At 61.0% G+C, this 13202-nt stretch carries 15 protein-coding genes; 6 read left to right on the forward strand and 9 right to left on the reverse strand.

The window, feature by feature from the left end; all coding sequences use genetic code 11:
- Together Q0C59_RS04610 and Q0C59_RS04615 are read right to left on the reverse strand one after the other, a co-directional pair.
- Nucleotides 1–332, reverse strand: a 332-nt coding sequence (locus tag Q0C59_RS04610) for a hypothetical protein (RefSeq protein ID WP_291212330.1), incomplete at its 3' end; no start/stop codon positions are given.
- 164 nt (nt 333–496) lie between these two features.
- Nucleotides 497–1717 carry a GGDEF domain-containing protein gene (locus tag Q0C59_RS04615; RefSeq protein ID WP_291212332.1) on the reverse strand — a complete coding sequence of 407 codons (1221 nt, stop codon included), beginning with the start codon at nt 1715–1717 and terminating at the stop codon, nt 497–499.
- Between the two features lie 141 nt (nt 1718–1858).
- Here Q0C59_RS04615 and Q0C59_RS04620 point away from each other — a divergent pair, with 141 nt between their 5' ends.
- The 3 genes from Q0C59_RS04620 to pcp are packed head-to-tail and all read left to right on the forward strand — an operon-like array spanning nt 1859 to nt 3807.
- A complete protein-coding gene (locus Q0C59_RS04620) occupies nt 1859–2617 on the forward strand; it encodes a tRNA-uridine aminocarboxypropyltransferase (protein WP_291212335.1) in 759 nt (252 codons plus the stop codon).
- Nucleotides 2614–3147, forward strand: coding sequence for a pseudouridine synthase (locus Q0C59_RS04625; RefSeq protein WP_291212338.1), 534 nt, complete (start codon nt 2614–2616; stop codon nt 3145–3147). The genes Q0C59_RS04620 and Q0C59_RS04625 overlap by 4 nt, the downstream gene beginning before the upstream one ends.
- Before the next feature lie 18 nt (nt 3148–3165).
- Nucleotides 3166–3807, forward strand: coding sequence for a pyroglutamyl-peptidase I (pcp, locus tag Q0C59_RS04630; protein ID WP_291212341.1), 642 nt, complete (start codon nt 3166–3168; stop codon nt 3805–3807).
- 12 nt (nt 3808–3819) lie between these two features.
- On the opposite strand, the gene Q0C59_RS04635 is transcribed toward pcp, so the two are convergent.
- Complete coding sequence (locus Q0C59_RS04635; RefSeq protein ID WP_291212344.1) at nt 3820–4146, reverse strand: hypothetical protein; 327 nt, start codon at nt 4144–4146, stop codon at nt 3820–3822.
- A gap of 134 nt (nt 4147–4280) precedes the next feature.
- On the opposite strand from Q0C59_RS04635, the gene Q0C59_RS04640 reads away from it, so the two are divergent.
- Entirely contained in the window at nt 4281–4892 is a 612-nt protein-coding gene (locus Q0C59_RS04640; RefSeq protein ID WP_291212348.1) for a cold shock domain-containing protein, read from the forward strand.
- Between the two features lie 15 nt (nt 4893–4907).
- On the opposite strand, the gene Q0C59_RS04645 is transcribed toward Q0C59_RS04640, so the two are convergent.
- Together Q0C59_RS04645 and Q0C59_RS04650 are read right to left on the reverse strand one after the other, a co-directional pair.
- Nucleotides 4908–5387: a HugZ family protein gene (locus Q0C59_RS04645; RefSeq protein ID WP_291212351.1), complete on the reverse strand. Its 480-nt coding sequence runs from the start codon at nt 5385–5387 to the stop codon at nt 4908–4910.
- An 8-nt stretch (nt 5388–5395) separates the two neighbouring features.
- Nucleotides 5396–6331, reverse strand: a complete 936-nt coding sequence (locus Q0C59_RS04650; RefSeq protein WP_291212354.1) for a LysR family transcriptional regulator — start codon at nt 6329–6331, stop codon at nt 5396–5398.
- A 124-nt stretch (nt 6332–6455) separates the two neighbouring features.
- Between Q0C59_RS04650 and Q0C59_RS04655 the strand changes: the two genes are divergently transcribed.
- A complete protein-coding gene (locus tag Q0C59_RS04655; protein WP_291212357.1) occupies nt 6456–6863 on the forward strand; it encodes a RidA family protein in 408 nt (135 codons plus the stop codon).
- 143 nt (nt 6864–7006) lie between these two features.
- Complete coding sequence (locus Q0C59_RS04660) at nt 7007–7435, forward strand: hypothetical protein (protein ID WP_291212360.1); 429 nt, start codon at nt 7007–7009, stop codon at nt 7433–7435.
- A 135-nt stretch (nt 7436–7570) separates the two neighbouring features.
- Here Q0C59_RS04660 and Q0C59_RS04665 read toward each other — a convergent pair whose 3' ends face one another.
- The 4 genes from Q0C59_RS04665 to Q0C59_RS04680 form a co-directional block, all read right to left on the reverse strand.
- Nucleotides 7571–7861, reverse strand: coding sequence for a nucleotidyltransferase family protein (locus Q0C59_RS04665; RefSeq protein ID WP_291212362.1), 291 nt, complete (start codon nt 7859–7861; stop codon nt 7571–7573).
- A 52-nt stretch (nt 7862–7913) separates the two neighbouring features.
- Nucleotides 7914–8321, reverse strand: coding sequence for a phage holin family protein (locus tag Q0C59_RS04670; protein WP_291212365.1), 408 nt, complete (start codon nt 8319–8321; stop codon nt 7914–7916).
- An 81-nt stretch (nt 8322–8402) separates the two neighbouring features.
- Nucleotides 8403–11117, reverse strand: coding sequence for a hypothetical protein (locus Q0C59_RS04675; RefSeq protein ID WP_291212367.1), 2715 nt, complete (start codon nt 11115–11117; stop codon nt 8403–8405).
- 68 nt (nt 11118–11185) lie between these two features.
- Nucleotides 11186–13027, reverse strand: a complete 1842-nt coding sequence (locus Q0C59_RS04680; RefSeq protein WP_291212370.1) for a glutamine--tRNA ligase/YqeY domain fusion protein — start codon at nt 13025–13027, stop codon at nt 11186–11188.
- Nucleotides 13028–13202 lie beyond the last annotated feature (175 nt).

Consider the following 13202-nt stretch of genomic DNA (forward strand, 5'->3'; position numbering starts at 1 on the left):
TTGGGCGTGGCGAGCACCGGTGGCATGGGTTCGTGAAAGGTGGAGTGCTGGCGCAGCAGCATGGCCGCTTCGAACCGGGTGCGACGCTTGATGACCACGTGCAGCAACAGCAGGGCTGCGCCCACCGCCAGGGCCATCCAGGCCGGTGCCAGCAAGGCCCTGGCCGCCACGTGGAAGTTGGCCTGGTGGTCCATCACCAGCGACAGCACCCACAAACCACCACCCGCCAGCAAGGCGCTCACCCCGTTGATGAGCATGGGGTCGTGTTTGCGGCGGTTGGGTTTGCGCGACGACGGTGTCGCCTTGCGCTTGAGGTCCTGTTCTTTTGGCATGCCTGTGCATCGTGCCCTGAATGCGGGCCCGGCGGTGTCGCAGACCGACGAAACCGCCGACTGGCCGGCTGACCGTGCAAGCCTCACAACAGGGGGAGTTGCTTTGGCCTAACCCGTCTGCAGACGTGAGGACTTATGGGTGAAATGTCTGTGTGCGGCAACGCTCATTCGAGCGCTGCGGGCGTGGTCGCAATGTCGTGTTCGGACATCGGATGTTGCTCGCCCACCGAAGCCAGCGCGCGGCGTTCGGCCTGGTTGATCACCTCCATCGGGGTGACGCCGTCGGGCTCCAGCGTGACCACACCCATGCCCACTTGCGGAGAGAACGGCAGGTAGACCTGTTTTGCGTCCATCACGCTCAAGGGCATCGGCACGGTGGCGCGCAAACGGGTGACCACTTCCAGCGTGGCCTCGGTGAGCTTGTCGCTCGTGATCACCACCACAAAACAGCGCGGGTGGTACAGGCCCACCACACACCGAAAGCCCGCTGCACGGCGCACGCGGGCAGCCAGCGTGGTGAGGATCTGGTGTTCGGTGCCGTGTCCCGGCTCGTCCGTCAGTTCGTACAGGTTGCTGATGTGCAGGCACACCACCGTGCAGACCCCGCCACGTCGCGCGGTGCGCCAGAACACGTGTTCCACCTCGGTGAGCAAGGCTGCGCCCGTGGGCAGGCCGGTGGCGGGCTCGGCACCCTGGTTCAGCCGGGAAAGGCGTGCGAGCTGGCGGTTGTGCTGGTTGCGCAGCAAGGCCAGCACCGAGGCAATCAGGAAATAGGACACGGTGACCAAGGCCGTGACCAACCAGGTGCCCAGTCCCAGGCCGGGCAGGCTCAGGCCGCGCGCATACAGGCCCGCTGTGGTGGCCGCCAGGCACACGATGCCCACCGCCATCCAGCGTGCCAGCGGGTCTCCCAGCTGGTGGGCGCGGCGCACCGCCAGCAGGGCCAGCAGCACCGGCACCATGTTCACCGCAGCGGCCAGCATCAGCAGGTCGCGGAAGTTGGCCGGCGCCACGCGGGTGGCCACCGCCGCCAGCGCCAGCGCCGCCAGCAGCAGCACCGCACCACCCATGACCGTGAAGCGGTGCACCAGCGAGTCTTCGCGCACGCCACCCAGCCAGTTGCTCAGGTAGTACAAGCCCATGGCGCCGGCCAACGGCCCCAGGCCGGCCTTGAGCACCATCATCAAGCGCCCGGGCAGCGCGGGGAAAAAAACCTCGGGCAGGCCCGTCATGACCACGCAACTGGTGCCTGCGATCAGCAGGAAGACCACATTGCGCACCGACGCAAGCGAACGGCTGCTCAGTGCGTCGCCCAGCGCGACCGCCGACAGCGTCAACAAGCCTCCCAGCATCGCCGACCAGATTGCAATTTCAGAAACGGGCATGCGGCGGATTGTGGTGGGCCGCTGGCGAAAGACCTGCGACATTTGTCACGTTGCATACCCGGGCCGTGCATCGCCCGATGTGCGTGTCTCGCGCACACCACCCCGCGAGCTGCGGTGAGCGAAGCGCCTACAGTCCAGACCATGCATCTTGTGATCACCCCGCCACCTTCCCATGTGCCCGGCCACGCCGTTTCGCGCCTGCGCCTGGCGCGCCTGGCCGCCAGCGCCAAGCCCTTTGTGGCCCGCGGCTCGGGCGGTGGGCGCTGCGCGGGCTGCCGCCTGGTGGCCAGCCATTGCGTGTGCGCCCTGCGTCCGCTGGTGGCCACCCAGGCCGGCATGTGCCTGGTCATGGGCGACATCGAGGCGCTCAAACCCAGCAACACCGGCTGGCTGGTGGCCGACGTGGTGGCCGACACCTGGGCCTTCGGCTGGTCGCGCACCGCGGTGGACCCGGGCCTGCTGGCCCTGCTGGCCGATCCGCAGTGGCAGCCGTATCTGGTGTTTCCCGGCGAGTTCGTGCCGCCCGGGCGCGTGGTGACCGGGCTGCCGCCCCGCGGAGAAGACGGCAAGAAGCCGCTGTTCGTGTTGCTCGACGGCACCTGGTCCGAAGCCCGCAAGATGTTCCGCAAGAGCCCCTACCTCGACACGCTGCCCGTGCTCAGCCTGCACCCCGACCAGGTGTCCAACTACCGCCTGCGCCGATCGGCGCGCGAGAGCCATTTCTGCACCTCGGAAGTGGCGGCGCTGTGCCTGGCGATGGCCGGCGAAACGCATGCCGCCCAGAGCCTGGCCGCGTGGCTTGATGTGTTCACCACCCATTACCTCAGCGCCAAACGCAGCGTGGTGCTCGACCGCGACGACGAGCCCCACCAGCGGCTGCGCGATCTGATGCACCCATGAGCCGTTTGATCTGCTTCAACAAGCCCTATGGCGTGTTGAGCCAATTCACGCCCGAGGGCCGCTGGCGCGGGCTCAAGGACTTCATCGACATCCCCGGCGTGTACGTGGCCGGCCGGCTCGATGCCGACAGCGAAGGCCTGCTGCTGCTCACCGACGACGGCCAGCTGCAGGCCCGCATCAGCGACCCGCGCCACAAGATGGAGAAAACCTATTGGGTGCAAGTGGAAGGTGTGCCCGACGAGGCTGCACTGGAAGCGCTGCGCCATGGGGTGCAACTCAACGACGGCCCCACGCGGCCGGCCCGCGCGCGCGCCATGCCCGAACCCGATGATTTGTGGGAGCGCAACCCACCCGTGCGCGTTCGCCAGTCCATCCCCACCAGCTGGCTGGAGCTGGTGATCACCGAGGGGCGCAACCGCCAGGTGCGCCGCATGACCGCCGCCGTCGGCCACCCCACGCTGCGGCTCATCCGCGCGGCCATCGGGCCGCATTCGCTGCAAGGCCTTGCGCCCGGCACGCTGCGCGGTTGAACACCGCTGACTCACAACATGAACAAAAAAATCCTGCTCACCGGTTTTGACGCCTTCGGTGGCGCCTCGCTCAACCCCAGCTGGCTTGCCGTGAAAGAGCTGCACGGCCGGCAGATCCTTGGCCACACGGTGGTGGCCGCGCAGCTGCCCACCGTGTTCGACGCCTCGCTGAAAACGCTGAATGCGCTGCTGAAGCAGCACCAGCCCGCTCTCGTCATTTGCGTGGGTCAGGCGGGTGGTCGCAAGGCCATATCGCTGGAGCGCGTGGCGATCAACGTGAACGACGCGCCCATCGCCGACAACGCGGGCGGCCAGCCCGTGGACACGCCGGTGAAGCCGGGCGCGCCCGCGGCCCATTTCACCAGCCTGCCCATCAAGGCCATGCTGACCGCGCTGCAAACCGAAGGCATCGCTGTGGAGGTATCGCAAACCGCCGGCACCTTCGTCTGCAACCACGTGTTTTATGGGCTCATGCACGAACTCGCCACGCGGCGCGCGTTGAAGCACACACGCGGTGGTTTCATCCACGTGCCCTGGCTGCCCGAGCAGGGCACACCCAACATGCCGCTGGACGAGATCGTGCGTGGGCTCAGGCTGGCGGTGCGCTGCGCGATGGCGGTCAAGCAGGACACCGCGCTGGGCGCTGGCGCCACAGACTGAGCCACGGCCTCCTCAGGCCTGCCAGACCCCGAAGCCCGCCGAGCGCAGGTCGATGCCGACCTCGATCTCCTTGTCCACCGCGTCCGCGTACTTCATCGGGTTGAAGCCCTCGTACAGGTCGGGCAGCAGACGCAGGCCGTACTTCATCACATACGCGTTCGACTGGATGCCCGCCTTGTGCTTGTCGAACCGCACGTCCGGGTCCAGCCCGGTCATGCCCACGTAAACACAGGGCTTGCTCTCGACGTAACCCGGGTTGTTCTTGCGGAAGCGCGCTTCCAGCAGCACGTCCTTGTGCAGCTCGATGACGTAGACGTGGTGGTGGGGGCGGCGGGCCATCTTGCCGGTAGTGTGCCTTCGTACCCAGATTGGGTTCGATGGAACCCAATTTGGGGTTCTTCGAATGCTGGCTCCCATTCACCCACTTCGGCATGATGTGGTTCGCCCACGCACTACGGGGAGGGAGCCCAACAATGAATGCAAGCAGCAGCCGTTTCAACGGCCAACTCAAGAAGTGGAACGCCGATCGTGGCTTTGGTTTTGTGGTGGCCGAGCATGGCGACCAGGAGATCTTTGTGCACGTGTCCGCCTTTGCTCGCGACGGCCGTGTGCCCACCGCGGGTGAGGCGCTGTCGTTTGAAATCGAGCTCGACAAAGACGGCCGCAAGCGCGCTGTGCGGGTGCGCCGCCCGGGCGCAGAGCGCCACACCGCCACGCACCGGGACCGCCAGATGCCGCACAGCCGGCGCAGCCCATCCAGCGGTTCAGACGGTTCTGCGTGGGTCACGCGTTTCATTGGATTGCTCATCGCAGCGGGCCTGGGCTGGTACGCCTATGCCCAGTACGGCGACCGGGTGGCGGCCGCGCAATCCAGCCATCAGGAACTCATCGTTGCCCCGGCGCCCGAGGCGGCGCGGCCTGTACCCAGCGCCTTCCAGTGCGACGGCCGCCAGCATTGTTCAGAAATGACTTCCTGCCGCGAGGCCAAGCTGTTTCTGAAGAACTGCCCCGGCATGAAGATGGACGGCGATGGAGACGGGATTCCGTGTGAGCAGCAGTGGTGCACCGGGCCGTTTGGCGGGTGAGGGCACAGGGGAGGCTCAGGCCGTTTGACCCAGGACCTCGTGCATGCGCGCACCCACCAACGACATGGCCCGCCCGAAGCCCGCCACCCAGCGGATCGCTTCGGGTTCGATGACGAAGAGCGAAAAGTCCCCAAACGAAAACAGCGATTCTGCGTCGGGCAGTTTGGCCAGGTAGGCGTGTCGTGCTGCTTCATACCCGGGCGACTCGGGAGGACACGGCCGCGCCGAGCCTTGAACGCTCGCGCGGGGCAAAGCCAGCGGTGAATCTGCAGCGGCCAGCGGTGCCGTCACCAGCAGTGCCACAGCCGGGTTCTGAACCATGTCTTGCGTGTGGGTGGCCAGTTGGCTCACGTGAATGACGAAGCCTGTGCCGTCGGGCAGCAAGGCAAAAGGCACCATCGACACGGCCGGTGCGCCTTTGTGCAGCGTGGCCAGCGAAGCCACGGGCTGCGAGCGCAGCAAAGAGATGAGTGCAGTGGATTCAGATGCGTCCATGGTGCTGGTCAAGATTGGGGTTTGGCAGGCCGCGAAGCCAGTGGCGCATGCACCGCCATCAGCTCCACCACCCAGTCGATGAAGGCCCGCAGTTTCGCACTCACATGGCGGTTGGGCGGGAACGCCACGTACATCGGCATGGCATCGACGTGCCAGCCGTCGAACAGCGGCACCAGTTCGCCGCGCGCCGCATGGACTTTCGCCATGTACTGCGGCAGCCACAGCACACCCATGCCCGCCACACCGGCCGCGAGGTAGGCGTTGCCGTCGTCCACCGCCACCACATGGCGCCCCTGCACTTCGATGCGTTCGCCATCGCGCTGCAGGCCCATGGGCGCCACCGTGCCGCTGCGCGCGCGCAGATAGCCCACCGTGCGGTGGTGCGAGGCTTCCAGCTCACCCGGGTGCAGCGGTGTGCCAACGCGCTCCAGGTAGCTGGGTGCGGCGTACACGCCGATCTGCAGGTCGCCCACATGGCGCGCGATCAACGACGGGTCGGTGATTTCGCCGCCGCGCAGCACGCAGTCCACGTTGTCGCCGATCAGGTCCACCATGCGGTCGCTCACGCCCATGTGCAGCTCGATCTCGGGGTAACGCGCGTGAAACGCCGGCAGGGCCGGCATCAGGATCAGGCGGGCCAGCGGGCTGGGTACGTCCACCCGCAGGCGCCCGCGCGGCGAGGCCACGGCGCTGGAGAGGCTGGTGTCCGCGTCCTCCATGTCGGCCAGCAGGCGCACCACGCGCTCGTAGTACGCGGCGCCATCGGCCGTCACCTTCACCTGCCGCGTGGTGCGGTTCAGCAGCTTCACGCGCAGCCGCGCCTCCAGCTGCTGCACCAGTTGCGTCACGGTGGTCTTGCTCATGTGCAGCGTCTGCGCCGCCTTGGTGAAGCTGCCGGCTTCCACCACGCGGGCAAAGGCCTGCATCGCATCGAAACGGTCCATCTCGGTTCCTCGCACCCGTCGATTGTTTGGAAATGCCAAACAGTCATTGTGCGACTGGCCTGTTTATCCGCAGGCCGTGAATGCCTAGAGTGAACCCACTCCCCACCCACCCAGAGGTATTTGCATGTCTGCACGTGATGTTGTGTTCCCCGCCGGGCGCCAGGCGCTCTATGAAAAAAACCGCTACTCCCCAGCCATCCGCTCCAACGGTTTTCTGTTCGTCTCGGGCCAGGTGGGCAGCCGGCCCGATGGCTCGCCCGAGCCCGACCTGCAAGCCCAGGTGAAGCTCGCGTTCGACAACCTCAACGCGATCCTCTCGGCCGCCGGCTGCACCTTCAAAGACGTGGTGGACGTGACCGTGTTCATCGTCGACCCCGAACCCAAGTTTGAAACCATCTGGACAGAGCTCACCCAGCACTGGGGCGACGCACCGTACCCCACGCTCACCGGCGTGGGTGTGACCTGGCTCTACGGTTTTGACTTTGAAATCAAGGTGATTGCGAAGCTGCCCGAGGCCAGCGCCGCCGGGTGAGCTGCCCGCGCTTCATCGATCCGATTTGTATTGATCGCCTCGATGGTCTATGGTCAAAGTGCCTGGCGACGTTTCGTCGTCCACGCACCCAGCCCGTGGGCAGTTGTCAGGCTCTCTTATTTTTCTTCTGAAAGGAGAACAACATGGGACTGCTCGACAAGTTTTTTGGCAGCAAGGTGTCGTATCCGCCGCTGCCGCCCGACAGCGAGGCCATGGGCAAGCTCGACGAGATCAAGGCACCGCTGGAAGAGCTGGCGCACAAGGTGCATGACCGCCTGCAAGTGGTGCCGGCAGAGCACGAAGCCTTTGTCTTCCTCGGCAAACCACCGGAGAACTTCGGCCTGGCCTGGATTCACGACGGCAAGGTCACCAGCCTCAACGACTTCGTCAAGGAACACCACCTGTCGGATGTCAAGGTCGGCGAGTTGATCTACCGCCTTGGCGAGGCTTATCAACACGCCAGCGAATCGCCGCGCTACTCGGCCGAAATCGGCGGCAAGCAGATGGTGGTCATACCGTCAAAGGGTCTGGAGCAGGAAGTGCACCAGATCATGTCGAACACGCTGCACTGAGTGCGGCTCAGGCCGGCTTTTGTTTCTCATTCTGTACAGAGCAGCCAGCTTGTTTATTTTGAGAAACACATTGGCTGAGCATGGCTTCGCCAATGTGCTGAAGGTAGTCCGTGGTGCGCAGCGGCTTGGTCCGGGTCACAGCTGAACCGCCTCGCGAAGCACTTGTTCGCGAAAGCTCGCGGGCAAGCCGTTGGGCGTCAGCACATCCACGTCCATGCCCAGCAGCGCCTTCAGCTCGTGGCGAATGGCGCCAATGTCCAGCAAGGTGGTTGCCGACGTGGGCTCCACCAGCAGGTCCAAGTCGCTGCCCTCTACGTCGGTGCCGTGGATGGCCGAGCCAAAAACGCTGACCCCGGACACACGGTGGCGCAGCGCAATCTCGCGGATTTCCGAACGGTGCAGGTCAAGGGCTTGGGAAGGGCGCATAGGAACGAGTGTAGGCGGCCGCAACGGGCAAAACAACCGGAGGTGCAAGCCCTCACAGCCACACCGACCCCGGCGCCGGGCTGGTTTCGATGGTGAAGTCGGGCGAGCCGCCCAGCACGAAGGCGCCGAGCACCAGGCTGAGCAGCGAGATGAAAAGGCTGGCCCAGAACGCCGTCCAGAAGCCGTCGACCTTGAATCCTTCGACCAGCTTGGCCACCAGCAACAGCATCAGCGCGTTGATCACCAGCAGGAACAGGCCAAAGCTCAGCAGCGTCAAGGGCAGCGTGAGCACCACCAGCAGCGGCCTCACCACCGCATTGGCCAGCCCCAGCAGCAGGGCCGAGACCACCAGCGCCGAGGTGCTGCCGAACTGGATGCCCTTGAACAAATGGCTCGCCACCCACAGGGCGAGGGCGGTGATGGCCCAGTGGAGGAGGAAGGGGGTGAGGTTGGCGAGCATGGGAGCGGTGTATCGGGCGAATTTTTTTGCCCATCCTGTACGTATTGAAAGATCAACTGGCTAATTCGATAATCATAAAAATCAAATGGAAATGATCTTGGTAGCGCGGTAGTCGGTGGAGGCGTTCTTAGAAGGTATTGATGTCACAGCAACTTTAGAGCCAGTTTTCAATAAAAGCCAATTTGCCCAATCACCGTTTTGAAAATACTCGACAGACAGGAAGTATTCCCGTTTGTTAACATCTCTGCCGAACATATATGTTGGAAAAGAAGAGGAGTTGGGAATGTGATAAATCTCAACAAGTTCAAATCCTGCAGGAATACTGGGAGAGATTTCCTCGATTTGAGCTTCAGGTGACTGATTTTTCTGAACGGTCGGAAGAAAGGGGTTTCCTGACAATTGTATTCCGCTAAGTCGACTTCTTATTGATTCAGCTCTGCCTTCCAAACGCCCTTGCAATGCATCGATGTATTGGTGGCAGTAGCTCAAGATTCTCAGAGAAGATTGTCGATCCTTGGCGCTATTCTCATTGATTTTCAGCAGAGCCAATGGAGAAAGTGCAATAACTTTCGCTTGCTCTTGCAGAACGGGGCTTGGGCTTCCTTCAAGATTTGTAAGATCGCCGAGCGTCGATACTGCAATATCGAGATATTCACGAGCGAGCATCGGTTCGGAAGCCATATTTTGCGATGTCAAATGCCGAAATGCTGCTGCCCGAGCAACCCCATAAACCATCCTGAATTCCGCTTTCGCCTTCCAACTGTTGGTCAAATCGAGAACTCTCTGGCAATCTTCGAGGAAGACTAAAGCCGAAAGATAGCCTTGGTGAATCGATATGGCAGCAATCTTTCCAGATTTTGTAATGTCCCCCCAACCATTCTTCATCAGTAATTCAAAACTTACCAGCGCCTTGTCTAGTCTCTGTTGTGACCTGTAGAGATATCCCAAGGAAAGAAGAGCGTATGGTTCACTGCTATCAATCTGAAGCATTTTTAGCAACATAATTTCTTGCGAATTCAAATCGCTGAAGAAGTACGCAATCCTGACCAGCTGCTTGTAGAAGAACGTGGAGTTCGAGTGAACATCTTCAATTTGCCTTAGTTTAAGATCTAACTCCCGTACTAGAAGTGCATTTTTATCTCTTATGGCTTTGTTTAGTTTGTCAACTATCGGAACTAAGTCTACCGGCGTGTCACCAGGTATAAAGTCTCTGTCGAGTTCCGTGCATTTACGCTCAAACTGAGCCTCAGCAACCTCTTGCTTTAAAGCATGAAGTCGACTGATGTTCGCACTTACCTGTCTTCTTACGTCAATGTTTTTCGGTGAAACGCGCAATAGATCTCGTATCGATTCATCGATGCTATAAATTTCTTCAAGCGCCTCATCTGTTGTTCGAGTCAGAAGACTCGTTTTAGCAAGCTGGGCGATTGCTGCTGCGATTCGGTCAAGGGACAGTTCAAGAGAATCGATTAAAAGCGAGCGATTCGCGCGACCCAGCGCAAAGAGTCCTTCCAGCAGCTTGATCGCATCAGCAGACAATGCATCGATTAGATTCGAGAATGAATAGTTGGTGATTTCATTTGCCGCAACGGTAATGGCGGAATCAACATCTTTTCCGGCTATGTATAAATCCGCAATCAGTCGTATCGCTAATGGATTGTCCTTTGATGCATCCCCAATTTTTTCGAGAGTTTCTGCATTTATATTCGAATGTCCCCTGCTGGTGAAATACTTTCTCGTCAGAAATAGGGACGATTGCCGAGTTAGTGATTCGAGGGGAATGTTTTTGGCAGCATCGACTGGGAGGCGACTGGTTACGAGCACTTTCCACTTATGTGGCAGTGTGTCGATAAATTCACCTACCATTTCTGGCTCGTCTCGAAGTAACGTCTCAAGGTTGTCAATTACAAGCAAGATGCTTGTGCTCTCTTTATGCTTTTGCGCCTCTTCAATTGTTTCAAACTCTTCAAGAAAAACAAAGTTCAGTGATTCTAGAAGTTCATTTTTCAAGGAGTTGAGTGAATCTGGGGAGTTAATTCTAACAACCCCGGTCGCTGTAAGTGCTTCCTGCTTTAGTGTGCAAAAAATTACAGCATTTGCCCAATCTGCAGTTTCTGGCTTAAGGACAATTCTACTGAGGCATTCAAGAACCAGCGATGTTTTTCCTGTGCCACCCCTTGCGATAATTGCTACTAATGAATTTCGTCCGCTGCGAAGCTCAGTTTCTAGCTTGCTAAGGTCTTTGTCACGCCCGATCAGACCAGTCAACTCGTGTTCTACTGTGTCGGGAAGATTGTTCTTAATGTAGCTGCGTCTGACTTCTAGCCACTGTTCGGGAGGGGCTGTCAGCCTATCCTCGCATGCGAGTCTATATTGCTTAATTGTTCTTGCAAATCCAATTTTCTCTATAATCGGGTCGGTTGCAAGTGCTGCTACGCGATGCCAATACGATTCGGCAAATGGTCGATTTGGATGGCTTACTGAGTTCCTAATATCGGTAATTTCAAGACTGTCAAATATCTTTCGCAAGCGCTTGAACTGGTCTCCATCAGCAGTTTTGGATGCAGCAGATTGTGCGAGATTGAATATTTCGCTGAGAAACGTAGCCTCTATGATCTGGCGGGAGGAGACATCGCCTTTGTCGAGTGCCTCCTCTTGAATTCGTGCCGCAACCAGTGTGGCCGTTCTATCTTCATTGATTTCCGTATGTTCCGTATGAACATACTCCCCGAGATCTTGTTCAAATGCGTAGATGACCATCGCCGCCTTAATGCGGGCTGAGTCTTGATTGTACATTTGGGTATTCCTTGGGATGACTATCGAGAAGGATTGCAGATGACGCGTTCGAGTTAGAGGGTAGGTAACTATTTCCCCCACGAATCCTTCAACCCCGCAACCCGATTAAAAACCGGCCTCCCCGCCGCGTGATCCACCCGATCCGCCACAAAGTACCCAAACCGCTCGAACTGGAACTTCTCATCCGGTTTCGCCGCAGCCAGTGACGGCTCCACATAAGCCGTCACCACCTTCAAGCTGTTCGGGTTCAGCGCTTCAATGAAGTCTTTGCCACCGGCGTCGGGCTGGGGGTCGCTGAACAGGCGGTCGTACAGGCGCACTTCGGCGGGCACGCCGTCGGCCACGCTCACCCAGGTGATGGCGGCTTTGGCTTTCACGCTGTCGGCGCCGGGGGTGCCGCTCTTGGTGCCGGGGATCACCTTGGCGTGCACGGCGGTCACGGTGCCGCTCGCGTCTTTTTCGCAGCCGGTGCACTCGATCACGTAGCCGCCTTTGAGGCGCACCACGTTGCCTGGGAACAGGCGCTTGTAGCCCTTGGGGGGCACTTCTTCAAAGTCTTCGCGCTCAATCCACACCTGGCCGCCGATCTTGAACACGCGCTCGGGCGGCGGGGTCTGGCCCTCGGGCACGGCGTGGTGGGGCAGGGCGGGCTGGGTGCAGTCTTCTGTGTAGCCGTCAGAGCCAAAGGCCTCGGCCCAGTTGGTGAGCACCAGCTTGACGGGGTCGAGCACGGCCATGCCGCGGTGGGCCTTGTTTTCCAGGTCTTCGCGCAGGCAGCCTTCGAGCGTGCTGTAGTCGATCCAGCTGTCGCTCTTGGTCACGCCGATGCGCTCGGCAAACATCTGGATGCTCTCGGGCGTGTAGCCGCGCCGGCGCAGGCCGACGATGGTGGGCATGCGCGGGTCGTCCCAGCCGCTCACCTTGTGGTCGTACACCAGCTGCGCGAGCTTGCGTTTGCTGGTGATCACATAGGTGAGGTTGAGCCGGGCAAATTCGTACTGGTGCGGCGCGGGGTGCGCGAGCAGGCCGCCTTCGCACAGGCGGTCCATCAGCCAGTCGTAAAACGGGCGCTGGTCTTCAAACTCCAGCGTGCAGATGCTGTGGGTGATCTGCTCCAGTGCGTCCTCAATGGGGTGCGCAAAGGTGTACATGGGGTAGATGCACCAGGTGTCGCCCGTGTTGTGGTGCGTGGCGCGGCGAATGCGGTAAATGGCGGGGTCGCGCAGGTTGATGTTGGGCGAGGCCATGTCGATCTTGGCGCGCAGCACCATGCTGCCGTCTTCGTGTTTGCCGTCGCGCATTTCGCGAAAGCGCGCCAGGTTCTCGGCGGGCGTGCGGCTGCGAAACGGGCTGTCCACGCCGGGCTTGCCGAAGTCGCCACGCGCCAGGCGCATTTGTTCGGCGGTCTGTTCGTCCACATACGCGTGGCCGGCTTCAATGAGGTACTCGGCCGCGCGGTACATGAAACCGAAGTAGTCGCTCGCTTGAAACAGGTGGCTTTGGCCATTGGCTTCCCAGTTGAAGCCGAGCCACTGCACCGCGTCGAGGATGCTGTTGACGTACTCGGTGTCTTCCTTCTCGGGGTTGGTGTCGTCAAAGCGCATGTGGCACACGCCGCCGTAGTCGCGCGCCAGGCCAAAGTTGAGGCAGATGCTCTTGGCGTGGCCCACATGCAGATACCCGTTGGGCTCGGGCGGGAAGCGGGTGCGGATCTTGGCGGGGTCGGGCTGGCCGGCGGCGTGGTGCGCGGCGTCGCCCGGGGTGCCGGCCCAGCGGCGGCTGGCGTAGGTGCCTTTGTCCAGATCGTTTTCGATGATCTGGCGCAGGAAGTTGCTGACCTTGTGTTCGCCCTCTGCGGGGGCGTCTGTTGCGGGTGCGTTGGGCTTGCTGGGGGGGGTGTTGGAGCTCATCAAGGCATTCTAGGGGCGCGTTGCGTTTCCCCTCGGTGCCAGCGGTCTGTGGCGCGGGCTGAATGGTCGTACCGCACAGCTTCAACGCAGGGGCTTTCCGTTATGGTTGCGGCGGAGTCGAGGAAACCCCCCGGGGCACACACAACATGCACAACGAACACCCTGAAACCATCCC

Source organism: Hydrogenophaga sp., assembly GCF_022844385.1.
Classification (GTDB): Bacteria; Pseudomonadota; Gammaproteobacteria; order Burkholderiales; family Burkholderiaceae_C; genus Hydrogenophaga.

Bases quoted from the DNA above. Each gene is read 5' to 3' on its own strand.
- Q0C59_RS04615 (WP_291212332.1), bottom strand. From the start codon at position 1,717: ATGCCCGTTTCTGAAATTGCAATCTGGTCGGCGATGCTGGGAGGCTTG.
- Q0C59_RS04620 (WP_291212335.1), top strand. From the start codon at position 1,859: ATGCATCTTGTGATCACCCCGCCACCTTCCCATGTGCCCGGCCACGCC.
- Q0C59_RS04625 (WP_291212338.1), top strand. From the start codon at position 2,614: ATGAGCCGTTTGATCTGCTTCAACAAGCCCTATGGCGTGTTGAGCCAA.
- pcp (WP_291212341.1), top strand. From the start codon at position 3,166: ATGAACAAAAAAATCCTGCTCACCGGTTTTGACGCCTTCGGTGGCGCC.
- Q0C59_RS04635 (WP_291212344.1), bottom strand. From the start codon at position 4,146: ATGGCCCGCCGCCCCCACCACCACGTCTACGTCATCGAGCTGCACAAG.
- Q0C59_RS04640 (WP_291212348.1), top strand. From the start codon at position 4,281: ATGAATGCAAGCAGCAGCCGTTTCAACGGCCAACTCAAGAAGTGGAAC.
- Q0C59_RS04645 (WP_291212351.1), bottom strand. From the start codon at position 5,387: ATGGACGCATCTGAATCCACTGCACTCATCTCTTTGCTGCGCTCGCAG.
- Q0C59_RS04650 (WP_291212354.1), bottom strand. From the start codon at position 6,331: ATGGACCGTTTCGATGCGATGCAGGCCTTTGCCCGCGTGGTGGAAGCC.
- Q0C59_RS04655 (WP_291212357.1), top strand. From the start codon at position 6,456: ATGTCTGCACGTGATGTTGTGTTCCCCGCCGGGCGCCAGGCGCTCTAT.
- Q0C59_RS04660 (WP_291212360.1), top strand. From the start codon at position 7,007: ATGGGACTGCTCGACAAGTTTTTTGGCAGCAAGGTGTCGTATCCGCCG.
- Q0C59_RS04665 (WP_291212362.1), bottom strand. From the start codon at position 7,861: ATGCGCCCTTCCCAAGCCCTTGACCTGCACCGTTCGGAAATCCGCGAG.
- Q0C59_RS04670 (WP_291212365.1), bottom strand. From the start codon at position 8,321: ATGCTCGCCAACCTCACCCCCTTCCTCCTCCACTGGGCCATCACCGCC.
- Q0C59_RS04675 (WP_291212367.1), bottom strand. From the start codon at position 11,117: ATGTACAATCAAGACTCAGCCCGCATTAAGGCGGCGATGGTCATCTAC.
- Q0C59_RS04680 (WP_291212370.1), bottom strand. From the start codon at position 13,027: ATGAGCTCCAACACCCCCCCCAGCAAGCCCAACGCACCCGCAACAGAC.